Consider the following 24,495-nt stretch of genomic DNA (forward strand, 5'->3'; position numbering starts at 1 on the left):
AAATAATAATTATTCTGAATTGACACAAAATACAAAATTTATTATTTGAACAACTAAATTTCGTCTCTAAAGGAAAAAGCTCCTTTGGTAGCAAAACCGGTAGGAAAAAAAAAAAAGCATTGTTTTCGAAATCCGAAAACAATGCTCTGGCAAAAAAGACCGCGTAGTCTTTAGTACGACCCTTCTCGTAAAACCTGATCAAAATAGGAAATTGTCTCCACCAGGCCCTCCCGGAGTTGTACCTTGGGCTCCCATCCCAGTTTTTCCCGGGCCAAATCAATGTTTGGCTTTCGCTGCATCGGGTCATCCTGTGGAAGGGGTAAAAATTTTAATTTACTCTTCGAGCCGGTAAGTTCAAGAACGGCTTCAGCCAATTCAAGCATGGTGAATTCTACCGGATTTCCGATATTAACAGGACCGATAAAGTCACTTGGACTGTTCATCAAACCATGCATACCAGCGATCAAATCGCTCACGTAGCCGAAACTTCTGGTTTGCTTTCCATCTCCAAAAATGGTGATATCATCGCCTTTCAGGGCCTGAACAATAAAATTACTTACGACGCGCCCATCCGAAGGATGCATTCGGGGCCCGTACGTATTGAATATCCGCATCACCTTTATCTGCAGTTTGTGTTGCCGATGATAATCAAAAAACAGGGTTTCCGCACACCTTTTTCCTTCGTCGTAGCAGGCCCTGGGTCCGGTGACACTTACACTTCCCTTGTAGGACTCGGGCTGGGGATGGATTTCCGGGTCCCCATATACCTCACTGGTACTTGCCTGGAGGATCTTTATTTTCAAGCGCTTGGCCAATCCCAACATATTGATTGCACCGATCACACTGGTTTTGGTAGTCTGCACCGGGTCAAACTGGTAATGCACCGGGCTTGCCGGACATGCGAGATTATAAATTTCGTCCACCTCCACGTACAAGGGAAGTGTGACATCGTGCCTAAGAAATTCAAAATTCTTATTGTCGAGCAAATGATGAATGTTTTTTCTTCGTCCGGTAAAAAGATTGTCGGCACATACTACCTCATTTCCTTCGCTTAAAAGTCTGTCGCAAAGGTGGCTGCCCAAAAAACCAGCCCCTCCCGTTACTAAAATCCGCTTCATGTTTTTAAAATTAACTAATAAAGAATAAAACCTAACAATAATCACAAAAGGTAAACCAAAAATAATAAGAAAATTTCCATTGCTATAATTTATTTTTAAAAGTAGTTCGATTTTATCTATTTTAGCAACTTAAATGGAACTTTTGTTCCGGTAACTACACATTAAACGCAAACTAACATGTTTAAAGATTATTCACTACTGCTCGGAGGTAGTTTTTTGATTTTGGCTTTTCTCGCAGCTTTTACCGAATCCCAGGCCCAGGATGGAAAAAGGGATCTGTACGAATTGAAAATTTACCACCTGGAAACGGAAGCTCAGGAAAAGATGGTGGATGACTATTTGGAATCGGCATTTATCCCCGCCGCTCATCGAGCCGGCGTGTCCAATGTAGGCGTTTTTAAACCTATCGAAGCGGAGGCAGGTAAAAAAATCTACGTGCTGTTGCCCTTCCGGAATTCCAAGGAGTATTTCCAATTTCAGGGGAAGTTGGACAAAGACCAAGCCTACCAGACCGCTGGAAAAAGCTATATCTATGCTGCCCATGATCAAGCACCTTTCGTTCGGCTGGAGACTTCTTTGTTACAAGCATTTACTGGAAGTCCGCGGATGGCCACACCGAACCTGAGTGGGCCAAAATCGGAGCGTGTCTATGAATTGAGAAGTTACGAAGGTGCTACGGAACGTCTGTACCGACAAAAAGTAAAAATGTTCAACAGCGGCGAGATCGATATTTTTGACAAATTGAACTTTAATCCGGTTTTCTACGCCGAAACGTTGGCGGGAGCAAACATGCCCAACCTTGTCTACATGACGACCTTTGAAAACAGAGCAGACCGTGACGCCCACTGGGATGCTTTTCGTGTGGATCCGGACTGGATTGCCATGAAGGACCTGGAAGAGTACCGCAATACGGTATCAAAAAACGATACACGTCTCCTTCGCCCGACCGACTATTCCGATTTTTAGTCCCGATTCAGGTATACGAACTACTCAGCATGCTGTCCCCTATCGGGGCAGCATGTTTTTTTATGCTCCCCCCTGATAACACAAGTCCGCCACAGGCATCTTTTTCTGGATCAACCTGAGCTGTACCAGGATATCCATGGTTTTTTGCAAGTGGCTAGGATCAATCTTTTCGGAGGTGGCCCAATGGGTTTGTTGCAACCATTCGCTCACATCCTTTTGGTCCAGCTTATACCTGTTGGCTATTTCAGGAACGATCCCTGCTTTATCCGCCATCAGGCGGGCGTTTGTACGGTAAATTTCGCCAAGAAGCCCCTGCATCAGCCTGGGATGATTCGCAAGAAAGCTTTCAGAGGCCACAATCACAAAACAGGGCCAGGGTGTAGGGATTTCACCAATGCGCCGAAACCCACCGCCGTATACCAGCGGTTGCGTGGTGTATTTTTCCCAGAGAAAAGCCTTCGGATTGCTACTTTTAAACGATTTGATGGCACCATCCAGGTTCCCGATTATCTCGAATTCCATCGATCGGGTATCCCAGCCTTGCTCTTGGGCCAGAAGGAAAGCCATTAAATGAGATCCGGAACCCAGTCGGCTTACTAAAAAAGGAACGTTTCTCAGATCGGAGGGGTGCTGAAGAGCCGATTTGGCCGGCACATGTATCCCCCAGACCAGCGGTGAATCTACGTGAAAACCAATTATTTTTCCCGGATTACCTTCGATCTTATCCTTTACGAAACTTTCGGTAAGGATAATGGCAAGATCCGAATTTCCCTCTCGGATGGCTTTGTTCATGGCGCCGGATCCCCTGGACTCCTCCTCCCAAATCAATTGAATGTCTTCCTTAAGGAAGGGCTGGCTTTCGATCAATTTTATCCAAGGATAATTAAAATGCTCCGGAACGCCGGTAATGGTTATTTTTTCCATACTCAAAGATAAAAAGGAAATTTTATAGTTTCTAATAAAGAAAAAATCCCTGTTTTCACTAGCTTTCTTTGGTCTATCCGATTTTTTCATGCACTTCATAAGGCAATTGTTCGACGGTATTCCTATCTTTGTAATCTGATTCGGTCTTTTTAAAAGACCGCAAGATAAAAACCAAAAATTCGTTCCTTATGAAATTCAACCCTGGAGTAAAATACGGCGAAGAGCTTAAAGACCTGTTGGCGTATGCCAAAGAAAGTGAGTTTGCCATGCCGGCCGTTAACTGTATCAATAGCAATACAGTCAATTCCGTACTGGAAACTGCCAAACGAGTCAATTCTCCCGTGATGATCCAGTTTTCAAATGGGGGAGCTCAGTTTTTTGCAGGAAAAGGATTGCCCAACGACAAGCAGCAAGCATCGATCGCTGGCGGTGTTTCCGGAGCCATGCATGTACACAAAATGGCTGAAGTATACGGAGTGCCGGTTATCCTTCACACCGATCACGCTGCCAAAAAACTGCTTCCCTGGATAGATGGCTTGCTTGCAGAAGGGAAAGCCTATTTCGAAGCCTTCAAAAAGCCTTTGTTTAGTTCCCATATGCTTGACCTTTCAGAAGAGCCTTTGGAAGAAAATATTTCCATTTCTGTAGACTATTTCAAAGAGTTTTCCAAACTTCAGATGGCCATCGAGATTGAACTGGGAGTGACCGGCGGGGAGGAAGACGGCGTGGACAATACCGATGTGGACAGTTCCAAACTGTATACCCAACCCGAAGAAGTGGCCTATGCCTATGAAGAATTAAAAAAGGTGGGGGATTTGTTCACGGTAGCAGCCGCCTTTGGCAACGTCCATGGGGTGTACAAACCGGGGAACGTATCGTTGAAACCCATCATTTTGAAAAATTCTCAAGACTATATCAATGAAAAATTTGGTACGACTGGAAAACCCGTAAACTTCGTTTTCCACGGGGGATCTGGTTCCACGGTAGAGGAAATTCGTGAAGCAAACGGATACGGATCCATCAAAATGAATATCGACACCGACCTACAATGGGCCTTTTGGGAAGGTATCTTGAAATACTATCAGGAAAAAGAAGGGTACCTGCAAACCCAGTTGGGTAACCCTGACGGCGCAGATAATCCAAATAAGAAATTCTATGACCCGAGAGTATGGTTACGCAAGGGAGAGGAAAATTTTGGAAAACGCCTTGAATTGGCCTTCGATATGCTGAACGCGATCAATCGCAATTAAAGGACTAAAATAAAAAACCAAAAAGCCATCCCAAGGGATGGCTTTTTGGTTTTTACCCTTGTTCTCATCACCTTATCTCGCTTCTTTACCAGCGAAAAGGCAGCGGACCAATCCGGGGGCATCGAACCCGGAACATTCAAAGGCGCTCCCGGGGCGGCTCAAACGCCGGCCGGGAAATGCAAGGAGTGACTCATTTAGCCGTTTTTGGCCCCAATCTGCCCCAGAAGCTCAGCGGTGCAACCATTGATTTAGGTAGCTGCTTCTTTCCTCGGGATCTTCTGACCGCAAGTAGTTGATTTTTTCCGGGTAGCCCCGCTCGGGCAACAGATTTCCTTCCGTCAATGAATCTCCGGAATTGCCGTGGATCACCAGTGGACGTTTTTCCGCAAGGTTTTCCAACAGATCTGGTAGGTCGTAATAGGGAAGCGAATTGGCCACCGCGTAGGGTACAAGAGAAGTATCGTAGTCCCGACGCTCCACCAATTCCCGATAGGAAACCATCGGATCGATTAATGCGATCGATTCGTATGCATCGCTGTAATTGGCTGCGTGCAGGAGGACGGCCGACATGGCCCCCTTGGCAAGGCCCCGGATGGTTTCCTCACCCGAAGCTTCCCGCAGCACCTGGGCAAGGCGATTGGCATCTCCGGCGTGCAAGCCTACCAGGCTTCGACCGATCAAAATACTTCCAAACCAATGGTTGTACGAATTTCCTCCAAAATTAGAGTCTCCGTTAAAGGCTCCCCCTCCCATTTCCCCGGTATTGAGTAAGTCCGGGGCCAATACGGTTGATCCTTGTTTGACAAGTGCCTCTATCTCTCCTCCCACAGCTGCATCCGCACCTTTCCCTTCCGGATGCAGGTAGAGTACCGCTTCCGAACTTCCTTCGTTTGGTTTGAAAAGTAGAAAAGGAATCCAGTAACCGCCTTCTCCCTGTACAAGATGCTTTTCTACGGTGTACCCATCGCGTTGGTACCTACCGGTCATCATGCGGTCCGATGCTGGATCGGGTTCACGGTAGCCGGCGAGTTCGCGGGAAGAAGCGACGCGCTCCGCAAGGCTTCCCTCTGCCAGATTACCCGTCAGCTGATCTCTGTTGAGCTCGTATACGGTCCTTCCCGGATAGCTGCCGAGGACCTGTCCCGTCTGACTGACACGCAGGTCTTCCCGAGAAAGGGTATCGATGGGTTCATCCACTGATGTTCCCGGGTACTGCAGGTGTTTTTGAAAAAAGGCGTACATGGCTTCGCGGTTGTTTTTTGTCGAGGCGTGGCCATCGTCATCTTCTACCATTTCCACGTTTTCAGGTTTTCCGTAAGCTGCATAAATGCGGCTAATCTGATCCGCAGTCTCCCTTGCCCCCTCTATGTTGAAAATATCCCTGGTTGTAGCGATTAGCAGATTTGGTTTCGGCGCACGCACCAATACCAGGTCCGGCTGATCCAAACCGGAGGAAATGCCCCGGTAAAAATTTTGCTCGGCATCCTGGGGTCCATGTGTGAGCCACAAGCGCTTAAAATTTGTCAGGTAATTTTCAGGAGCGGCAGCACGAATTCGCTCATCAAAAGCAGCGATGTATGCCGCCTGGGTACCTCCTCCCGATCTGCCGGTGATCCCAATCCTTTCCGCATCTACCTCCGGTCGGGAAATCAGGTAATCCACCGCCCGTATGCCGTCCCATATCATGTACCTGGCCTGAGAGGATCCGGCGATAAAAGCTTGTGCCCCTGGATAAGAGTGTTGTTTGGTGGGTCCGCCGATCGTCGGATTTCCTGTCTCGGGATCAAAATACTCCAGGCGCTCGCCCTGACCGACCGGATCAAATGCAAAAACAATGAACCCCTTTTTTACCAGATTCAGGATTACATGCTGGTAGGTAACGCTTCGGTAAGCCTCCAGCGCGTGCCCCGAACAATAAATTATGGCCGGTACTTTGCCAGGCAAGCCCTGTGGAATGAAAAGGGTCCCGCTAACATAAAAGCCCGGTTGTGACTGAAACACCAGGTGCTCCATGCGATAGCCAGGCTTCTGAATAGTACGCGTGATTTCCGGATGCAGCGGGGTTTTATCCGGAAAGGGCCCTACAGCCTGCATTAGTTTTTCTTTTGCCTGCTTTTGCCACCCTTTCCATTCATCCAATGTCTTGAGTCGAGCGACGGCTTCCTCCCTCGCATCCAGCAAGTCGAAAGCCTGGGCAGCCTGGTACTTGTACAAGGCATTGGGCCCGTCGGTAAAGGTTACCCATTGGGGTTGAATCACTTTTAAATCTTCCTGCGCCAGAGTTGCTGCAGAAAGTATCAAGACAAAAAGCAGGGTAAACGAAATGTATTTCATACGAGACTGAGTTATTTTTTTGATCCATTGCTAAGCTGCCGGGACACCGTATTTTATGGCTTTCCGGGAGGCGGGTTTGTTAAAAACAAAAGGGAACGACAATCTGCCTTCCCCTTTTGTTTTTTGTTGACGTGCTACCGCGCCAGGTCGGGCGATTAAACCTGATCGGGAATCACGTAGGGAGGCCTGCTGGGTCGGGTTAGCAGGGTGTCTGCCTCGGTATCGTTGGCAAACTTCTCGTACTCTCCCATAAATTTCAACTCTCTTCCCAATCGGTAGGAAATATTAGCGATCAAGGGCAAAGCCGAAGAATAGTAGCCTTCCCGGATATCGCAATGCAGGCTTTCCTTCTTTCCATCGCGGATGGCATCCAGGAAGTTTGCATAATGTTCCGCTCCTCCTGGCGCGGCCAAAACATTGGAAGCAGCAGCTGCTTCGGCCTGTGCCTTCTGAGAACTGGCAAAAGGTTCTTTTTCGTCTTTTCTAAAGGCTTTCCAGGTGCTTCCATTCAATTCCAGGTAGCCGTCGGTGCCGTAAAACATGTTTCCAATTTTTATTCCCAAACTGGACTCACCGTGGGTATACCTTCCCCGGGTTTCGAACTCCAGTACTTTTCCATCCTCGTATTTAAAAAGAGAGGTTTGCGTATTGGGGGTTTCCTGCGAGCATTCCTGGGGCGTGATTCCATAAATCCCACCGGTAGAATAGACGGAAACCGGATGTTCGTTTTTATTCAAACCCCACCGGGCAATATCGAATTGATGGGGTCCCTGGTTACCGGTATCTCCGTTTCCGGTATCCCAGTGCCAATGCCAGTTGTAATGGCCCTTTTTCTCGTTGTACGCACGGTAAGGAGCTGGACCCAGCCACAGGTCGTAGTGCAGCCCGGCCGGGGGTGCGCTGTCACGAGCAATTCCAAATGAATTTCTTGGCTTGTAACACAGGCCTCGGGCCATGTATACATCCCCGATGTTTCCATCGTGCAAAAATTTCATTGCCTCCATCACATTTTGAATGGAACGGTTTTGGAAGCCCACCTGTACAATACGATCGTATTTCCGGGCGGCTTCGATCATTTTCCTTCCTTCAAACACATTGTGGCTGGCCGGTTTTTCCACATATATGTGCTTTCCCGCCTGACAGGCCCAAATGGTCCCCAGTGCATGCCAATGGTTGGGAGTTGCGAAAGACACGGCGTCAATTTCCGGATCCTCCAAAACCCTGCGCATGTCGTAAGCGGTTCCGGGCGTGTCCCCCACCCGATCGTTGACCAGCTTCACCTTTTCTGCCCAGGTAGATTCGTCTGTATCGCAAAGGGTCTTGATTACCACGTTGCGACTTTCCTTCAATTTGCAAAATTGATTGATATGGTTGGTTCCCTGCCCGCGGATACCAATCACGGCCAGGTGCAAACGTTCGTTGGCGCCTGAGATCTTGCCATAAGACTTTGCGCTCATGGTCATTCCGGCCATCGCAATGCCCGCGCTACCCAACAGGCTCTTTTTAATAAATTCTCTTCGTTCGGTCATGTGTATTTTCGGTTAATTTGTAGTGCCATTTATAGACGGGTGACGAGTTGTTCAAACATCTCCTTTTGCGTAATCATGGATGCGATTTTATCCGGTGGATTGCTATGTGCTTCCAATAAAATCCAGCCCTGGTAGTTTGCTCCATCCAACAGGCGGAAAAGCTCTTGATAGGGATAGTCGTTTTCATTGAAGGCCCGTACATGGGTAGTGTCTCCCAACCGATCTTTCACCAGCGCAAAATTCGCTTCGAGACCGGGCTCCATGAGATCCGTATCGTTGCTATTCCAGCAAATCTTTACATTTGAAGCAGTTACCTGATCAAAAATCGCCTTCATCACCGGCAACTGCTGGGTAATCTTTCCATGAACTTCTACCCGGATCAATTGGCCGTGATCGGCTGCAAACTGGCCAATCTCATTGAAAGATTTGGCAATTTGAGCAATGGTTTTTTCCCGGGAAACACCCTCGGGAAGGGTATTGGGTTTTACTTTAATCCCCGAAGCGCCAATATCCCGGCATAGTTGAATATAGGTTTTGGTCTGCTGAATATTTGCGACTAGCACTGCCGGATCCGGGCTGTGAAATTCAAAGTTGCTTCCATATCCGATACAAGTGACCGAGCTGTCCTCAAACCGCCGGCGAACCTCTTCTCGTTCCTTCTTGCTCAGGTATGCCTCTACGCCGTGCGCGTGTTCGGTACGCAATTCAACACCTGCATATCCGGTTTTTTCGCAATTGGCGATGAGTTCGGCAAGGGACCAGTCCTTGCCCCATAAATAGGTGACCAGGCCTAATTTCATTGAACTGACCTTAGGGGAGTACCAGGACGCAAGACCGCTAAGCGCAAGTCCTGAAACCACTGTTCTTTTGAGAAACGCTCGCCTTTCTATTTGCTTGTTACCCACGATCAGTCCCATTTTACATCAAAAATAGAGGTAATGCCCCCCGCTGGAAACGGGTTTTCGGCTCCAAAGGGATGCAAGGCCTGCTGCGGCTCCACTACCACTTTTTCTTCATTAAGGCTTCCATCGGCATGCAACGCTTTCGAAAGATCCAACCCAAGGTGTTTGGCTAGAAAGGGATACACCGCCTGACGCTTTTTGGCATCGTAGCCATGGTTATCCTCGGGAATGTGCACATTTTGCACCTGTTCGGGCTTGCCTTTCAGGGTATAGATGTACTGCAGGTGCGGGTACTCGACTTCGGGGGTATTTTTTGTCCAATCTCCACCCACAGACACCAGCAATAAAGGCTTGGGAGCGATTACACCTGCTATTTCCACATTGTTCGTTTGAAAATTTTTGGCACGGTGTATCGGCATACCGCTTTCACACACGCAGCCGCCAAAAAAGTGGGCGGAAACCATGACTACCGGAGCCGAAACGTCTATACGGTCGTCCACTGCGGCAAGTAGAAAGGATTGGGTGCCCCCACCAGAGGCTCCGGTGACCGCCAGACGCTCCGGGTCGGCGCCCAGCGAAAGTATAAAATCCACACTTCGTATACTGTTCCACAGCTGCAGCTTAAGTATTTCTCCATTTGCCCGGTGTTCCCATCCCAGTTCTTTTTGCTGTCCGTATCCTACGGCATCGTAGGCAAAAACCATTGCCCCCATCCGTGCCATGGACGCAAATCGCTTTTGCGCGTCCGGACGGTAACGACCGACCTCTCCTTCCTGGTCCCAATGTCCATGAGGGCTCAGAATTCCGGGCAATTTTCCACTCGGGTCGGAGGGCATGTAAATACTCCCTGTCACAAAAACTCCCGGCAGGCTTTCAAAGGCAACGTTTTGTACTTGATAGCCCTCGTACACCCGCACCTTTCCCAAAACAGGATTCAATGGAGTCTTTTTGGGCATTTTCGTCAGGCCGGTTCCTTTTAATAGCTGCTTTCGGATGGCCTTTGCGCGTTTGTCCCAAGCTTTTTCAGAAGGATAGGCTTCCCGCATGCGTTGGAGGAAATCGGCGCCTTCGTCTTCGGTCCAGTGTGCGCCCACGCAAAGCATTTCTGAGGGTTTCGTTTGGGAAACTGCCACAGAGAAAGGCAATACCAGATAAAGTAAAAGCATGCCCGTTAAGCAGGCGAGGCGGTAAATTGGGCAATCTTTCATAAGAATGGGGTTAGTTTTTCAGCCATTTATCCCACCAGGCAAAGGCTTCTTGCTGCATGGGTTGATCAAATTTGTGAGGTCCGGGATAATAGGAAGCCATGTACCGATCCGACGCACCGGCTTTTTGGTAGATCTCTTGCAAAATCGCATCTGCCCTTTTCATTTCAGGAAGCGTGTACAATTGGTCCTGTTCGTCGTTTAGAACCAAGGTTGGTAACGGGACTCGGAGACCAAGTATTTCCGGGAAATCAAGTTCCTCCGGCAACCTCGGCACGTAAGTCATCCAGGTATGGGTATACGATTTGTTCAAAAGGAAATCGGTCCAGGTACTCATGAATCCCACACAAACGGCACAACGAATGCGTGGATCCAATCCGGCCATCATCACCGTACGCAGGCCTCCACCGGATAGCCCCCCACAACCAAGCCGATTTTTATCTACATCGGGGCGGGCCGCCAGGATATCCAGGGCCATTTGGTCCTCTGCCAGGAAAACACCTGGCCAGGTGGTCCCCCCACAAAAAAGGGATTTGGCCATGACATGTTCGTGTGCTCCGGCCCATTGGTTATATGCTTCAATAGAAGCCGGATTTTCCGGATCGCTGTCGGTCAGGCCGGAACGATGGCTTTCGGGAACATCTTCCAGCATTACCCGTCGGCTGGCAAAGGTAAATGCGTCAGACACCATGACCACGTAGCCTCGTTTGGCAACTTCATTGGCCCAGGCCATTCCTTCGTAATAATGCTCCTGATGGGTTTTCATCAAAGGATGCTGATCTTTACCAGTTTTTGTGATTTTTCGCCAACCAAAATACTTATTGCCCCCGTGATCGTGAAAGGCCAGTATCCCCGGTAATTTCCCACTGGCATTTTCCGGTTTCAATACCAAGGCTTTGGTGGGTCGCCCATAGGGAAGCTGCCAGGAGACTTCCTCTAAAAGCAGTCCCTCGTATCGGTGAGTGGCATGAATCGTTACGCGCGGAATCTCACCCATCACCGGAATACCCAACCGTTCGCGGGTGCGGGCGAGGGCGAGGGTTTTCCATTCGGCCACATCAGAAAAAGAGTCGTTACGAAAAGACAAGGAAGGTAGTTCACTACTCCTCACGCGATCCAACCAGGGCCCATAAGGACCGATAATGCTCTGTTGGGCCCGATGCGTATTCGCTTCGGTCACTGGACCGGGATTCGATGTCGCAGGCAGAGAGAATCCGGCGGCCAGACTTGCTCCGGCCAGCCCCGCTTTTTTGATGAAGTTTCTTCGATCGTTTTCCATGTACAGGTTAGCTTACAGCTTCAATTATTTCGCGAGTTCCAGCCCCTGGGTAGTCACGTAGTATTTTGCGAGCATGTTGGGGACCTCCCATTCGGGCAACTTTCCGGCCGTAAGGTACCGGATATACGCTTCTGTTACCTCTCGGAAGTGGTCTTCGTGACCGGTGCGAAATGCCTGCGGGATGACCACCCGCCAGGAGGCTTTTCCCGGTACTTTCACCACATCCAAGCCCGCAAATTTACCCGCAAGTCGTTCGACTTGGGCTTTTACCTCGGTCTCGAAGGCTTCGGTAGCAACCCCTTCCACCGGCTCAATATAGAGTTCTGGTATGTACTTCTCTTCGGCATCCTGGCGGATTACCAGATTGGACTTGGTACCTCTCATGATGGAATAGTGGGTGTCTGCAGAACCTTCCGGCGCAATGTAGTTCCAGATCACCGATACTTTAGCGTGAATGCCATTGATTTTGTAGCTTATTTCACCGTTGCCATAGACCCTGAGTGTATCGTCCTCTACCACATTTTGCAAGTAAGCGGGATAGGCATCGAGGCCAGTGGAGCGGGAAAACTGTTCGAGCGTGAGATCCGTTGTCCACCGTTCGGCCGCCAGCATTTCGATATCGGTCTCGTAGTTGATAATTTTTTCCGGAAAACTCTCCCACTGTACCAGGTCTACCAGGTGGGTCGTGACGTCAACGATACCGTTTCCCTGCTGATTTACATCATAAAACCAGGCTGGACGAATGAGGGGCTTGCCGGATACCTGTTTGTAAAAATGATGAACGCTTTCTTTGGTGATAGCCGGATCTTCCAGACTACCCTCTACCAGCGTACCAAACACTTCGGGAATCATGGAAAATTCTCGTTGAAGAATGGTAGATATTTCGTACCGCTCGGTCATGATATCGTAGAGCAATACGTTGTTTTCCTCGGCCGAGGCAAAAGCCTCTTTCAGCAATTCAAATCCCGCGACGTCAATGGCCATGGGTTTGTCTGCAAGCACATGGAATCCAGCATCTACCGTGGCTTTAATGTTGGCGGTCTTTTCCCGGTTATTTCCGGCGGTTACCATGACATTGCCTTTACGTTCCTGAATCATTCGTTCCAGGTAATCGTCTCCTTTGTACACATCCAATTCCCAGGAAGTGGGGTTTTCTTCCCGGGTATTGAAACTTTCGATGGCTTGCAGGTACGCAGCTAATTCGGGACCGTCTGGGGCATATACGTGCACCTTAGGATCTACCTGCTCGTACATGGACTTTTTAACCAGGTGTGCATGAAAATGTCCCGGGTCCAGCGTGAGCAGTTTGATTTCATTCTTCTCACCAGAAAAGGTTGTTTTCACTTCTTTTTCCACGTTTTTCTCGTTGGTACATGCGATGGATAAAAGTAAAATTGATGCAGCAATAGGTGACCAAAATTTACTATTGAATTTCATAGAGCGATTTTTAAAATTGATAGGATTGATAAACGAAAGTCGTTCGATTCATTAAAAGGTGTTGACTGCGGTGGTTCGAGCACGGCCCCGAACATCCAAAGCAGTAGCTAACACGACAACGGATTAAATATAAAGAATATCGCAAAAGAATAAAACATATATTAGCGCAATCGATTGCATTTGCTGGATTATTTCCTTATTATTCATTTTAAACGGCAATACAACCGTTTTTTACCATTCGCTTTTCCGAAGCGCACAGATGAAAAAAAAAGAAAAAATCACAATTCATGACATTGCAACGGAAATCGGAGTAACGGCCTCCACCGTGTCCAGAGCGTTAAATAACCACCCCCGGATCAGCCCGGCTACCAAGAAGATGGTTCTGGAAGCAGCCAAAGCCATTAACTACAAGCCCAACCGAATTGCCGCGGCTCTGCGGCATGGAAAGAGCAAACTTATTGGCATTATCGTCCCCACGATCAACCGTAACTTTTTCTCTTCCATCGTCAGGGGTATTGAAGAATACGCCAATGCGCGGGATTACAAAGTCATGATTAGCCAATCCTATGACGATTACCAGAAAGAAGTAGAAACCATCGACGCGTTACTGGATGCCCGGGTGGATGGCATTATGGTTTCGCTGGGAAAAAATACGCACACCTATGCCCATTTCGATGCCGTCCTTCAGAAAGGAATCCCGCTGGTATTTTTTGATAGAACCACGGATGAGCTTCAGGCAAATCAGGTAGTAATCGATGACTTTGCCTCCGCTTACCAGGCTACCCGACATCTGATTGAACAGGGATACCGACACATCGCTCATTTTACCAGCCATATGAAAATCAAGATTTATCTCGAAAGACTTCGGGGGTACTCTCAGGCCTTGGCGGATTTTGGTATACCGTTTGATGAACGATTGGTCGTAGAAAGCAACATGCAGCTAGACGGAGGGCAGGAAAGCACCCGATTCCTGTTGAATCAGGGACTGGGGTTCGATGCCATCTTCTCTGCCAGTGATTATGCAATCGTCGGTGCCTTACAGGAGCTGAAAAAGATCCAGGTAAAAATACCTCAGGAAGTAGGTCTGATCGGATTCAGTAACGAACCTTTTACTGAATTTACCGAGCCGGCCCTCAGCACCGTCGACCAGAAAGCCATCAACATGGGACAAACGTCTGCAGCCCTCTTTTTTGAGATGATCGCAGGCGATGGAAAACCCAAAGCCATGGTCAAAAAAACCCTGGATGCGCAACTGATCACCCGCACCTCTTCTTGTAGAATCAAGCAATTCCAACCTTAAATTACATTTGTTTATTTTGATTCATTTATGAAACCTTTACACAGAAAAAACATTCCCCCCAGCCCACCGAGACCTTTAAAAATCGTGCAGTTTGGTACAGGTAATTTTCTAAGGGGCTTCGCAGACTGGATGGTTGACCTGCTAAACGAAAAAGCCGGATTCAATGGCGACATTCAAATGGTGCAGGTTCACAGCCGTAAACCTGCTGCCGGTATAAATGCGCAGGACGGATTGTACCACCTGCTGACGCGTGGCTTCCAAAAAGGAAAAACCATTGAAGAAGACCGGTTGATACAATGCGTCCGGGGAGCCGTTAATCCCTTCGTGGATTACCCGGCCTTCCTCGCATTGGGCAATGAACCCGATCTTGCCTTCGTCTTCTCCAACACTACAGAAGCCGGTATCTATTTTGACGAAAGAGACAAAGACCGCACGCTAACGCCAGAGGCTTTTCCTGGAAAACTAACCGCCCTGTTGTACCAACGGTATTCACATTTTGAGGGGGACCCGGACAAAGGACTGGTGCATTTACCCTGCGAGCTGGTAGAGAATAATGGAGACAAGCTAAAGGAAAACGTCTTGCGCTATGCCCGGCTTTGGGAGCTTCCGAAGGCGTTTGAAGACTGGCTGGAGACACACAACCACTTTTGCAATACCTTGGTGGACCGCATTGTCCCTGGATTCCCCATCGAATCTGCCCCGCAAATCCAGGAAACACTTGGCTTTCGCGACGAGCAACTGGTGGTCGCGGAGCCTTTTCACTTTTGGGCGATCGAAGGGCCTGAATGGCTTCCGGAGGTTTTTCCTGCAGAAAAATTAGGGCTAAACGTGATCCTGGTAAAGGACCTAAGCCCTTTCCGTACCCGAAAGGTCCGTATTTTGAATGGTGCGCATACCAGCATGGTACCGATTGGCTACCTTCATGGGAAACGATTGGTTAAAGAGGTGCTGGACGACCCGGAAACGGCCCGATTTGTGGAATCTACCATTTTTGACGAAATCATTCCTTCCATGAATTTGTCCCAGGAATTGGTGGAGCCTTTTGCGCACGATGTGTTGGACCGATTCAAAAACCCCTTTGTCAAACACAAGTTGATCGACATTTCTCTAAACTCTATTGCAAAATGGAAGGTCCGGGTGCTCCCCTCCTTGTTGGAATTTTCTATCAGGGAAGGTAAACTGCCCCCCCAGCTATGCAAATCCTTTGCGGCGCTATTGGTTTTCTACCGGGGACATTACAAAGGAGAGCCCATTCCCCTGCGCGACACGGACGAAACCCTGCACTATTTCGATCAGCTCTGGAAAATCAAAAAGCCGGAAGAGCTCGTACGTGACGTGCTTTCGAGAATCGACTTCTGGGACCAGGATTTAAACCTTGTCCAGGGACTAAGCAAGCTACTGATCGAAGAAGTAAATGCCCTGCTGGCGGCGGAATAAAGGCAATAAAAAAGGCTTCCCGGTTCGGGAAGCCTTTTTTATTGCTTGAATTACATGCGTCAAATGTATTGATTCAGAATGTTTTCGTACATCTCCTGCTTACCGCTTATCATATCCGGCTCGCCGACTTCCAAGGCGTGGGCTCTCAAGTCATCCAGACTAAGTTTCCCCAATTCAAAATCTTTGCCTTTCCCCGCATCGTAAGAGGCATACCTTCTTTTTCGAAGCAATTGGTAATCGGATTTCTCCATGATCTCATCGGCAATCAAGAGGCTTCGGGCGAATGCATCCATACTGCCCACGTGTGCGTGAAATAAATCGTCCAAATCGGTAGAATTTCTGCGGATCTTGGCATCAAAGTTCACCCCACCTGTGGTGAAACCGGGACCTTGTAACAGTACCAGCATGGCTTCAGTCAATTCCTGCAGATTGATCGCGAATTGATCGGTATCCCATCCATTTTGATAATCGCCCCGGTTTGCATCGATGCTGCCAAGCAGTCCGGCATCTTGCGCCACCTGCAATTCGTGTTGAAAGGTGTGCCCTGCCAGCGTGGCATGGTTAACTTCCAGGTTCAGTTTGAAATCTTTATCCAATCCATATTGCCTCAAAAAACCGATGACAGTGGCTGCGTCGTAGTCGTACTGGTGTTTGGTTGGCTCCATGGGTTTGGGCTCGATCAGGAAGGTGCCCTTGAATCCTTGCTTGCGTCCATAATCCCTGGCCATGCCTAGAAACTGTGCAAGGTGCTCCGTTTCGCGCTTCATATCGGTGTTCAACAGGGACATGTAGCCTTCCCGGCCTCCCCAGAAAACGTAGTTTTCTCCACCCAATTCAATGGTGGCGTCAATGGCATTTTTGATCTGGGTAGCAGCACGGCTTAGCACATTGAAATCGGGGTTGGTAGCTGCGCCATTCATGTAGCGTGGATGACTGAACACGTTGGCGGTTCCCCAAAGCAGTCTGATGCCGGTCTCCTGCTGTTTCTGTTTTGCATACGCCACGATGGCTTCCATGCGCTTCTCGTACGTAGCGATGTCATCGCCTTCGTCAATCAGGTCCACATCGTGAAAACAATAAAAAGGAGCACCTATCTTGCCGATAAATTCAAAAGCAGCATCCATTTTGTCCTTGGCCCGCTGCACCGGGTCGGAGGCTTTATCCCAATCCCGGACCATTGTACCGGGCCCGAAAGGATCGTTTCCTGTTGCGCAGAAGCTGTGCCAGTAAGCGATGGCAAAGCGAAAGTGATCCTTCATGGTTTTACCGCGAACGATCCGGTTTTCGTCGTAAAACCGAAAAGCCAGCGGGTTTTTCGAATCCCTGCCTTCAAATTTGATTTTTTCGATACTGGGGAAAAATGTTTTTGACATAGTGAACTATAGGTTAAGGTATTTAACATTCAAATTTCTCATCAGAAGAGCAGCTGATTCAGGGTATTTTCCCAGCGTTGGTAAACCTCATGGTAGGCATCCCTCTTTTCCGCTACCGGGTCCACCACCTGCAGCCGTTCCAGGCCCTCAAAGGCCTCGGCAGCATTTGCATAGATACCCAAACCAATGCCAGCCCCTCTGGCAGCACCCTGCGCCCCGTCGGTATGGTACAATTCCAGGGAAACCTCGTTCATGTTGACGAAGGCTTCCCGAAATAGCGGGCTTAAAAACATATTGGCCTTTCCGGCTTTTACCGTTTGTAAATTCAGTCCCATGTCCTTCATGATTTTAAATCCATAGGTGAGGGCCGAAACGATGCCTTCCTGACCGGCACGCAATACGTGACGGTGATCGTGTTGCAGTAGATTAAGCCGGGATAAATGCGCACCTACCTGCTTATTTTCCATGATGCGCTCTGCTCCGTTGCCAAAGGGAATAAAACTCAGCCCTTCAGCTCCTATCGGGACCTGCATGGCGAGTTCATTCATTTGCTCGTAGTTGATCTTATCGTTTCCCAAAAGTTTTTTGAGCCAACTGTTCAATATCCCGGTTCCATTCACGCAGAGCAAGACGCCAAATCTGGGATCATTTTTCTTGTGGTTGACATGCACAAAGGTGTTGACCCGGGACTGGGAATCGTAGAGGGGCTTTGTACTCACGCCGTAAATGGTCCCTGACGTACCGGCTGTGGTTGCCAACTCGCCTTCCTCCAATACATTTAGCGAAAACGCATTATTGGGTTGATCCCCGGCTCTGTAGGTAACCGGTATACCTGCCTGCAGTCCCAACTGCTGAGCAGCCGCTTCAGTGAGGGTGCCCTGTATACCAAAGGAAGGAACCGCCTCCGGAAGTAGCGAGGCATCCAGTCCGTAATGATCAACCAGGCGTTGGGAGAGACCATTTGTGGTAAAGTCCCAAAATACTCCTTCGGAAAGACCCGTTTCAGAGGTTCGTATTTCGTCGGTAAGCTTCATGGCAATGAAGTCTCCCGGAAGCATGATTTTATGAATCCGTTCGTAGGACGCGGGTTCGTTTTCTTTGACCCATTTCAATTTTGATGCGGTAAAATTTCCCGGAGAATTTAGTAGATGTTGGAGGCAGTACGCTTCTCCCATCTCCTGGAATGCCCGTCGACCGATTTCCACCGCCCGGCTGTCACACCAGATAATCGCGGGCCGAATGATTTCCCCGTGCTTGTCAACCAACACCAAACCATGCATTTGGTACGAGATGCCGATGGCTTTGATTTCTCCGGTTTTCACCGCTCCTTTTTTTACTACCTCGCGCGTGGTGGCTTGCACGTATTTCCACCAAAGCTCCGGATCCTGTTCTGCCCAGTCGGGTTTTGGCGCATGAATGGTCATTTCTTCTTTGGGCAATCCTTCGGAAGCCACAACTTTACCACTGTCCGCATCCAGTAGCGTGGTTTTTACCGATGAACTCCCCAGGTCATAGCCTATCAATAATCGTCTCATGTTCCCTTTTAACGGTTAAAAATTACCAGAATACAATGTAAAGTGCCGCGATGATGCCTGAGATCAAAATGGCCCCAATCTTGAACTTTGTGCTGGTAACAAAAAGATCTCTGGTGATTTCAATTCCTTTCGGATGATCTTTCCCCTTTCCTTCGTACAAACTGATGCCAATGATCAACACAGAAATAATGAGAAACACCAGCCCCATCCGATCAATGAACGGAATACCCGGTGTCAGAAATTTAAAGGCAGTTGACAAGGGGATGGTCAGTGCGGCCGCTGTCAATGCTGCATTGGAGGTGGCCTTTTTCCAGAAAAACCCAAAGATAAAAATCGCGAAAACGCCCGGGGAAACAAACCCTGTATATTCCTGAATGTATTGGAATGCCTGATCCAATTCGCTCAATGCTGGTGCGACGATCGCCGCAATAAAGAAGGCGACTATGGCCGTTATCCTCCCTACCCGTACTTGCTTGTTTTCAGAGGCTTTTTCGTCGATAAAACTCTTGTAAATATCCAAGGTAAAGATGGTAGAGGTACTATTGGCCATGGAGGCCAAGGAGGAGACAATGGCTGCAGTCAGGGCAGCAAAAGCCAGGCCTTTCAACCCGGAGGGAAGAAGTTGAAGTAAGGTAGGGTATGCCCGGTCGGATTTGATGATGCCACTTTCCGGATCAGTCATGGAGGCAATAAAGCTGGTATCCAGCCCTTGATTGACGATAACAAAAGCAGCGATCCCAGGGATAACCACGATCAGCGGCATGAGTAACTTCAAAAACCCGGCGAATACCATTCCTTTCTGAGCCTCGTTGAGTGATTTTGCAGCCAAAGCCCGTTGGGTAATGTATTGGTTGAAACCCCAGTAATTGAGATTGATGACCCACATACCTCCTATGAGTACGCTGATCCCGGGCAAGTCCAGATAGGCGTCGCGTTGGCCGCCCGCTCCATCGGGAATCATCATTTCACCTTCCTGGATGATCATCTGAAAATGAGACGGTGCTTCTCGTAGGAGCGAAGCAAAACCGGCGAACACATCTCCCGAACCGACAATGGAAAGGGCGAGGTAGGTTGTGGCCAAGCCTCCCAGAACCAGGAAAAACACCTGAACGACGTCGGTCCATGCCACGGCTTTTAGTCCTCCGTAGATGGAATAAAGCATGGCAAAAACCGCCAATCCGGCAATTCCATAGACCAAGGGTACGCCCAGAATGGTTTCCAGACTCAAAGCTCCCAAATAGAGTACGGAAGTAAGATTAACAAACACATAAACCAACAGCCAAAACACAGCCATCACGGTCCTGACCCGTGAATCGTACCGACGAAGCAAAAATTGGGGCATGGTACTGATTCCCTCCTTCAGGTATACCGGAAGAAAGAAAATTGCAACAATAATTAAAGTGGCTGCAGCCATCCATTCGTAAGTCGATATTGCCAGCCCCAGCGCAAAACCGGATCCGGACATGCCAATAAACTGCTCCGCAGAGATATTCGAGGCAATTAAGGATGCGCCTACCGCCCACCAGGGCAATGCTTTGGAGGCGAGAAAATAATCGTTGGAGTTTTTTATGTGTCCCTTTTTCTCACGGGACACCAGGTATCCCATGGATAAAATGAGTAGGCAGTAACCCGAGAAGATGAACAGGTCTAACGCGGTGAAATTCATGAAGAAGTGGATTAATGGGTTCGGTCTTTTGTCAATTCATTGGGTCGTATTCGGGAAATTAAAGATGCAATATAGTCAAATAAGGTTTTTATAAAATTAAAATGATGCAGAAAGTGAAGGCGTGGAAGAACCTGCGCCTGGCCCTTCCAGGATTGGTGAACCTGTTTAACTTCGATCAAACGCCAGTTTGTACGAGGCAGACCTTGCTACCTGCTGTATAAACCGTATCTTTGCTTCATTGACCATGTACAAAGCTCCGTAAACGATGCCAGCAAAGTCACCTACCTCTCGCCTGTTTGTTTCTTACCGTAAGTACCTATTGCCCTCCCTATTGCTTCTGCTGGGAGTATCCCTGGTGGTAGGCTGCCAAAATAAGCCGGGGGAAAGAGTTGACGACCGTTCGGTCGCACCAAGCAAACCGGTTCCGAAAGTGGCGATCGACGATATTGAAGCAGGGATTAAAGCCTATATCGACGCAAAAACTGCTGAAAACGACGGCTATTTCCTGGTTAGAGACGAGGATAAGCTTTTGCGTTTACGCCTCGTTCGGGTTCACACCGAGTACCTGTCGAATCTTGGGCCCAACAGCCATTTTGCCTGCGTGGATTTGGCGGATGTCAACGGGGACGTGTACGATGTGGATTTCTTTCTCGAGGGAAAGCCGGGTGCCATGGACGTGACGCAAACATCGGTGCACAAACTGAATGGAAAACCGTTCTACAGCTGGAAGCAAAAAGCGGACAAAACATGGTTTCGCCTGCCCATTGAAGAAGCAACCAACGAATTAATGGGTGTCATCGAAGGAGAAGATCAATTTCGCTTTCATTACAAAGCGACGTTGCCACCGCTTAAAGAGCAAGCTAAGATGTGGATCCCCATCGCCGTCAGCGATTCCTTTCAAACCGTGGAATTGGAAACCATGCAGGTACCTGGTACCCACCGCTTGATAGAAGACCCAATCAACGCAAATACCATCCTGTACATGGAATTGGCACCGGAACATAGTGGCCAGGAAATTGCATTAACCTATCGGGTATGGCGCAAGGAAAAAGGACCCTATGAGGACGGGGAAAAAGTAGCCGACCGGTACCTGGCATCCAATCGGCTCATGCCCGTGGATCGAAGGTTTCGGGAAATCGCCATGGAAGCGATAGGAGAAAAAAGGAACGACAGCCAATTGATGAAAGCCCGCGCAATCTACGACTACATCATCGATAACATGCGGTACGCAAAATCGGGCGAATACGGTAAGGGGGATGCCGTCTATGCCTGCGACACCAAAACCGGCAATTGTACCGAATTTCATTCCCTATTTATTTCCCTCGCCCGATCGGTTGGCATTCCGGCCCGCTTTTCAATCGGGGCCGCGATCCCGTCGGATCGAAACGAAGGCGGGATTGATGGCTACCATTGCTGGGCCGAATTTTATGCAGAAGGCAAGTGGTGGCCCCTGGATATCAGTGAAGGGAATAAATATACCGCATTGGCCACCTACTACTTCGGCCGACACCCTGCCAATCGCATCGAATTCAGCAGGGGAAGGGATCTGGAACTGAACCCCGGCCCGGAATCTGGTCCTATCAATTTCCTCGCCTATCCATTGCTTGAGATCGGAGGAGAACCGGCGACCGCCAAGTCTAGCTTCTCTTTTACACGCATTCACTAATCAAAAAAATGACGAAACAAAGCAAGCAGCGTTCACCACTAGTGAAAGCATTTCACTAGTGGTGACAACCATCCTGCGATATTTCGTCACTCAGGCGTTCCCTTTGGTAAAGGGAGAAATGGTCGCGGAAGGCGATCCGGAACTTATTGCGGATGCTCGCTCCCACCATCCGGGTGCTCCCCACCTTCTGCTGGGTGTTCGGCATCTCCTTCAGGATGCTCCGCTGCTTCTTCGGTGCTTTCGCTTTTCTTGTTTCCACAAGAAGTAACGGTGGCAGAAAAGTAAAAACCCAAAAGCATTAGCAATAGGGCAGTAGATTTCAAACGATACGCAAACTTCATCTTCTATACGGTTAATGGTTTCACAACGCTATAAAGGTACACCTTTTATCATGAGATTCAATTTTCAGCGGGAATCACTTGGCTTTTGGGCCAATACTAACTTGCAGAGGCGCGAAATTGTACGTATTTTACCAGAAGCTATCGAATGAATTCATCTTGGTAGCCAGAATTCGTTTCAAACCCATAACCCGAACAATGGAAAAACTAGCCTACAAAAAGAAGGTAATGGAGCAAGCCATTCGTTACCAGGAAGCTATTGTTGCCGATTTCAGAAACCGCATTCAAGAACTAAGAGAAGGCGAACAACAGACCCAGGATCAGTTGTACGAATACGACCAACAGGGACAGGAAGACGAGAGTGCCATCGTGATCAACCGGATCGCTGACGAGTTAAATTTTGTGATTGAAGAATTGGATTTCCTGAAACAAATGAAAACCGCTACAAATTTATTTGAGGAGGTAACCTTGGGAGCCATCGTAAAAACGGATAAAATGACTTTTTTTCCTAGTGTGAGCATTGAGAATTTCGAAGTCGAGGGAGAAAACCTTTTTGGTATCTCCAGAAAAGCACCGATTTACAAAGAAATGGTGGGGAAAAAGAAAGGAGATTCATTTTCAATGAATGGCCATACCTACACCATATTGGAGGTCTTTTAGCCAGAGATAACATCCGTTTGGCGAATGTCTGTACCGTTACAGCGTAAGGTACCAGCCAAATTTACACCAGATTCGCTGCCGTATTGCCCCATCGAAGAAGCGGTCGGTTCGATGATCAATGCCTACCTGAAATTTCTGCCGACTTTTCGATAGATGCCCTAAGGCTGCTACGAAACGATTCTCCAGCCCACTTTGCTGGCCCTGATAGCTGTAGATTACCTCGTCTGCCAATACCAGGTAGTGTTCCCCCGGATCAACGGTTCGGCCCTCAAGAGCTATTTCGGCTGAAAACTGGTACCTCAAGCGGTATTCTATGGCCTCCTCCGGAGCGAAGGTCTGATCGGTTCGAATGCGGTGCCCCAGTCGAAATGTAGGCTTGCGTTGCAAAAATGAAATCTGTTGTATCGTCCGGTGACTGTCCTTATTGCCACCATCCAAACGAAACTGATATCCTGCGGACAACGAGATAAAGGGATTGATCGACGTACCCACAAAACCTTGAAAATCGGTAAGCACGTGCCTGTACCTCCAGGCAGCGTCCCTACCCTCTGGTATTGAAGCCAGGCCGTGTTGACTTTCTATTTTCCCCGTGAATTGGCGTTTTTCACCGGATTTAACCCTGAATTGAAGCTCCGGAAACAAGCCCAAATTGGTAAGCCCTTCCTGGGCCATCCCTTCCCGGGCCAACACCAGGGCGAAAAAAATCATCAGCATCTGGCGCATCAGAAAAACAGGTGATTGGTAGAAGGGATGGGTATCTCCCGTTGCCTGATTAAGGCTCCCGTTTCACTGAAAAGACCTTCCCAGAGTTGTTTACTGCTATCGGTTTCCCCGTAATATTCGATTTCGTAGTGGGTCTGAATTTTCCACGAGTTCTTTTTTTTTGCCCAATTGCTCAGGTCCCGCGGCGCTCCCGTATACTGTATCTGGATTTTTTCAATGCGGTACTTTTTAAAGGTCCCATGCAGGTATGCGCTGATTGACTCCCGGCACACTTCCGGTAATTCTTCCCAGCTGGTTTCGATCTCTATGTCTTCTATTTCGCCCGAAAGATTAAATTCTACACTATGAGCGGCTCCATCAAACACATATTTGGCCTCGTAGCTGCTTTTCCCTGAAGTTTCTTCGAAATACCATTTTAATTTTCTCGGTTCCCCATACGCCTCGCGCAGCCAAGATTTAGCAGTCTCCGGGGCTTCGCCTGGATCGATGCGAAATTCCCGCTCAATTTTCCCCTGTCCACAGACAGGAGCGACTACTATTGCAACAAAAACTGTTACTACCAGCCAGCTACAGATCCAAGTCGTTGTGTCTTGCATTCGCGTCGAGTTAGGTATCAAAACAGGCCCTCAGCCCCCCCATAGAGGGCGAAAACAATCGTTCACTTGCCCGGAGGACCGGCTCGAAATGAAATCCATCAAAGTAAACGTACCTGCCTCTAGAAGGTTAATCCAGAAAGAGGAAGGGATTTCCTAAAAAAGGGTAGGCAAACCCTTTTTGCCCTTTTTCCTGTATTGGCAGCGGAGAAACCGCAACCAGAAAATGAATTTCTGGTGATCTTCCAGCAACCAGTGAG

At 48.6% G+C, this 24,495-nt stretch carries 20 protein-coding genes; 6 read left to right on the forward strand and 14 right to left on the reverse strand.

The features are described 5' to 3' along the window. Positions 1-170 precede the first annotated feature (170 nt). Positions 171-1,118, reverse strand: coding sequence for a UDP-glucuronic acid decarboxylase family protein (locus ABWH99_RS18675; RefSeq protein WP_375583328.1), 948 nt, complete (start codon positions 1,116-1,118; stop codon positions 171-173). A gap of 177 nt (positions 1,119-1,295) precedes the next feature. Here ABWH99_RS18675 and ABWH99_RS18680 point away from each other — a divergent pair, with 177 nt between their 5' ends. Beyond that, the gene (locus ABWH99_RS18680) at positions 1,296-2,084 is read left to right on the forward strand and encodes an NIPSNAP family protein (RefSeq protein ID WP_375583329.1); all 789 of its coding nucleotides are present in this window, start codon (positions 1,296-1,298) and stop codon (positions 2,082-2,084) included. A gap of 60 nt (positions 2,085-2,144) precedes the next feature. On the opposite strand, the gene ABWH99_RS18685 is transcribed toward ABWH99_RS18680, so the two are convergent. After that, positions 2,145-3,008, reverse strand: coding sequence for an ABC transporter substrate-binding protein (locus tag ABWH99_RS18685; RefSeq protein WP_375583330.1), 864 nt, complete (start codon positions 3,006-3,008; stop codon positions 2,145-2,147). Positions 3,009-3,196: 188 nt separating this feature from the next. On the opposite strand from ABWH99_RS18685, the gene fbaA reads away from it, so the two are divergent. Continuing rightward, on the forward strand, positions 3,197-4,258 hold the full coding sequence (fbaA, locus tag ABWH99_RS18690; RefSeq protein ID WP_375583331.1) for a class II fructose-bisphosphate aldolase: 1,062 nt from the start codon (positions 3,197-3,199) through the stop codon (positions 4,256-4,258). 228 nt (positions 4,259-4,486) lie between these two features. Here the strand turns inward: fbaA and ABWH99_RS18695 are convergent, their stop codons facing one another. The 6 genes from ABWH99_RS18695 to ABWH99_RS18720 form a co-directional block, all read right to left on the reverse strand. Next, positions 4,487-6,592, reverse strand: a complete 2,106-nt coding sequence (locus ABWH99_RS18695; RefSeq protein ID WP_375583332.1) for an acetylxylan esterase — start codon at positions 6,590-6,592, stop codon at positions 4,487-4,489. 155 nt (positions 6,593-6,747) lie between these two features. Next, positions 6,748-8,121: a Gfo/Idh/MocA family protein gene (locus ABWH99_RS18700; RefSeq protein WP_375583333.1), complete on the reverse strand. Its 1,374-nt coding sequence runs from the start codon at positions 8,119-8,121 to the stop codon at positions 6,748-6,750. Between the two features lie 29 nt (positions 8,122-8,150). Further along, positions 8,151-8,921, reverse strand: a complete 771-nt coding sequence (locus ABWH99_RS18705; RefSeq protein WP_375583334.1) for a sugar phosphate isomerase/epimerase family protein — start codon at positions 8,919-8,921, stop codon at positions 8,151-8,153. A 107-nt stretch (positions 8,922-9,028) separates the two neighbouring features. Continuing rightward, positions 9,029-10,231 (reverse strand): alpha/beta hydrolase family protein, encoded by a 1,203-nt coding sequence (locus ABWH99_RS18710; RefSeq protein ID WP_375583335.1) that lies wholly within the window; start codon positions 10,229-10,231, stop codon positions 9,029-9,031. Between the two features lie 10 nt (positions 10,232-10,241). Then, the gene (locus tag ABWH99_RS18715) at positions 10,242-11,507 is read right to left on the reverse strand and encodes a prolyl oligopeptidase family serine peptidase (protein WP_375583336.1); all 1,266 of its coding nucleotides are present in this window, start codon (positions 11,505-11,507) and stop codon (positions 10,242-10,244) included. Between the two features lie 24 nt (positions 11,508-11,531). Beyond that, a complete protein-coding gene (locus ABWH99_RS18720) occupies positions 11,532-12,944 on the reverse strand; it encodes a putative oxidoreductase C-terminal domain-containing protein (protein WP_375583337.1) in 1,413 nt (470 codons plus the stop codon). Between the two features lie 259 nt (positions 12,945-13,203). On the opposite strand from ABWH99_RS18720, the gene ABWH99_RS18725 reads away from it, so the two are divergent. Beyond that, positions 13,204-14,244 (forward strand): LacI family DNA-binding transcriptional regulator, encoded by a 1,041-nt coding sequence (locus ABWH99_RS18725; protein WP_375583338.1) that lies wholly within the window; start codon positions 13,204-13,206, stop codon positions 14,242-14,244. Positions 14,245-14,271: 27 nt separating this feature from the next. After that, positions 14,272-15,681 carry a tagaturonate reductase gene (locus ABWH99_RS18730; protein WP_375583339.1) on the forward strand — a complete coding sequence of 470 codons (1,410 nt, stop codon included), beginning with the start codon at positions 14,272-14,274 and terminating at the stop codon, positions 15,679-15,681. Between the two features lie 59 nt (positions 15,682-15,740). Here the strand turns inward: ABWH99_RS18730 and xylA are convergent, their stop codons facing one another. Genes xylA through ABWH99_RS18745 form a run of 3 tightly spaced genes read right to left on the reverse strand, consistent with a single transcriptional unit; the run spans position 15,741 to position 20,255 of the window. After that, complete coding sequence (gene xylA / locus ABWH99_RS18735; protein WP_375583340.1) at positions 15,741-17,054, reverse strand: xylose isomerase; 1,314 nt, start codon at positions 17,052-17,054, stop codon at positions 15,741-15,743. A gap of 41 nt (positions 17,055-17,095) precedes the next feature. Beyond that, entirely contained in the window at positions 17,096-18,589 is a 1,494-nt protein-coding gene (locus tag ABWH99_RS18740) for a xylulokinase (protein ID WP_375583341.1), read from the reverse strand. Positions 18,590-18,611: 22 nt separating this feature from the next. Then, on the reverse strand, positions 18,612-20,255 hold the full coding sequence (locus ABWH99_RS18745; RefSeq protein WP_375583342.1) for a sodium/sugar symporter: 1,644 nt from the start codon (positions 20,253-20,255) through the stop codon (positions 18,612-18,614). Between the two features lie 265 nt (positions 20,256-20,520). On the opposite strand from ABWH99_RS18745, the gene ABWH99_RS18750 reads away from it, so the two are divergent. Continuing rightward, complete coding sequence (locus ABWH99_RS18750) at positions 20,521-21,921, forward strand: transglutaminase family protein (protein ID WP_375583343.1); 1,401 nt, start codon at positions 20,521-20,523, stop codon at positions 21,919-21,921. Positions 21,922-22,064: 143 nt separating this feature from the next. On the opposite strand, the gene ABWH99_RS18755 is transcribed toward ABWH99_RS18750, so the two are convergent. Continuing rightward, positions 22,065-22,262: a hypothetical protein gene (locus tag ABWH99_RS18755; RefSeq protein WP_375583344.1), complete on the reverse strand. Its 198-nt coding sequence runs from the start codon at positions 22,260-22,262 to the stop codon at positions 22,065-22,067. 195 nt (positions 22,263-22,457) lie between these two features. Here ABWH99_RS18755 and ABWH99_RS18760 point away from each other — a divergent pair, with 195 nt between their 5' ends. Beyond that, on the forward strand, positions 22,458-22,919 hold the full coding sequence (locus ABWH99_RS18760) for a hypothetical protein (protein WP_375583345.1): 462 nt from the start codon (positions 22,458-22,460) through the stop codon (positions 22,917-22,919). 36 nt (positions 22,920-22,955) lie between these two features. Here the strand turns inward: ABWH99_RS18760 and ABWH99_RS18765 are convergent, their stop codons facing one another. Then, complete coding sequence (locus ABWH99_RS18765) at positions 22,956-23,642, reverse strand: DUF2490 domain-containing protein (protein WP_375583346.1); 687 nt, start codon at positions 23,640-23,642, stop codon at positions 22,956-22,958. Continuing rightward, positions 23,642-24,238: a hypothetical protein gene (locus ABWH99_RS18770; protein ID WP_375583347.1), complete on the reverse strand. Its 597-nt coding sequence runs from the start codon at positions 24,236-24,238 to the stop codon at positions 23,642-23,644. The genes ABWH99_RS18765 and ABWH99_RS18770 overlap by 1 nt, the downstream gene beginning before the upstream one ends. Positions 24,239-24,495: the final 257 nt, after the last annotated feature.

Source organism: Cyclobacterium xiamenense (assembly GCF_042140265.1).
GTDB lineage: Bacteria > Bacteroidota > Bacteroidia > Cytophagales > Cyclobacteriaceae > Cyclobacterium > Cyclobacterium xiamenense_A.

Bases quoted from the DNA above. Each gene is read 5' to 3' on its own strand.
- ABWH99_RS18675 (WP_375583328.1), bottom strand. From the start codon at position 1,118: ATGAAGCGGATTTTAGTAACGGGAGGGGCTGGTTTTTTGGGCAGCCAC.
- ABWH99_RS18680 (WP_375583329.1), top strand. From the start codon at position 1,296: ATGTTTAAAGATTATTCACTACTGCTCGGAGGTAGTTTTTTGATTTTG.
- ABWH99_RS18685 (WP_375583330.1), bottom strand. From the start codon at position 3,008: ATGGAAAAAATAACCATTACCGGCGTTCCGGAGCATTTTAATTATCCT.
- fbaA (WP_375583331.1), top strand. From the start codon at position 3,197: ATGAAATTCAACCCTGGAGTAAAATACGGCGAAGAGCTTAAAGACCTG.
- ABWH99_RS18695 (WP_375583332.1), bottom strand. From the start codon at position 6,592: ATGAAATACATTTCGTTTACCCTGCTTTTTGTCTTGATACTTTCTGCA.
- ABWH99_RS18700 (WP_375583333.1), bottom strand. From the start codon at position 8,121: ATGACCGAACGAAGAGAATTTATTAAAAAGAGCCTGTTGGGTAGCGCG.
- ABWH99_RS18705 (WP_375583334.1), bottom strand. From the start codon at position 8,921: ATGAAATTAGGCCTGGTCACCTATTTATGGGGCAAGGACTGGTCCCTT.
- ABWH99_RS18710 (WP_375583335.1), bottom strand. From the start codon at position 10,231: ATGAAAGATTGCCCAATTTACCGCCTCGCCTGCTTAACGGGCATGCTT.
- ABWH99_RS18715 (WP_375583336.1), bottom strand. From the start codon at position 11,507: ATGGAAAACGATCGAAGAAACTTCATCAAAAAAGCGGGGCTGGCCGGA.
- ABWH99_RS18720 (WP_375583337.1), bottom strand. From the start codon at position 12,944: ATGAAATTCAATAGTAAATTTTGGTCACCTATTGCTGCATCAATTTTA.
- ABWH99_RS18725 (WP_375583338.1), top strand. From the start codon at position 13,204: ATGAAAAAAAAAGAAAAAATCACAATTCATGACATTGCAACGGAAATC.
- ABWH99_RS18730 (WP_375583339.1), top strand. From the start codon at position 14,272: ATGAAACCTTTACACAGAAAAAACATTCCCCCCAGCCCACCGAGACCT.
- xylA (WP_375583340.1), bottom strand. From the start codon at position 17,054: ATGTCAAAAACATTTTTCCCCAGTATCGAAAAAATCAAATTTGAAGGC.
- ABWH99_RS18740 (WP_375583341.1), bottom strand. From the start codon at position 18,589: ATGAGACGATTATTGATAGGCTATGACCTGGGGAGTTCATCGGTAAAA.
- ABWH99_RS18745 (WP_375583342.1), bottom strand. From the start codon at position 20,255: ATGAATTTCACCGCGTTAGACCTGTTCATCTTCTCGGGTTACTGCCTA.
- ABWH99_RS18750 (WP_375583343.1), top strand. From the start codon at position 20,521: ATGCCAGCAAAGTCACCTACCTCTCGCCTGTTTGTTTCTTACCGTAAG.
- ABWH99_RS18755 (WP_375583344.1), bottom strand. From the start codon at position 22,262: ATGAAGTTTGCGTATCGTTTGAAATCTACTGCCCTATTGCTAATGCTT.
- ABWH99_RS18760 (WP_375583345.1), top strand. From the start codon at position 22,458: ATGGAAAAACTAGCCTACAAAAAGAAGGTAATGGAGCAAGCCATTCGT.
- ABWH99_RS18765 (WP_375583346.1), bottom strand. From the start codon at position 23,642: ATGCGCCAGATGCTGATGATTTTTTTCGCCCTGGTGTTGGCCCGGGAA.
- ABWH99_RS18770 (WP_375583347.1), bottom strand. From the start codon at position 24,238: ATGCAAGACACAACGACTTGGATCTGTAGCTGGCTGGTAGTAACAGTT.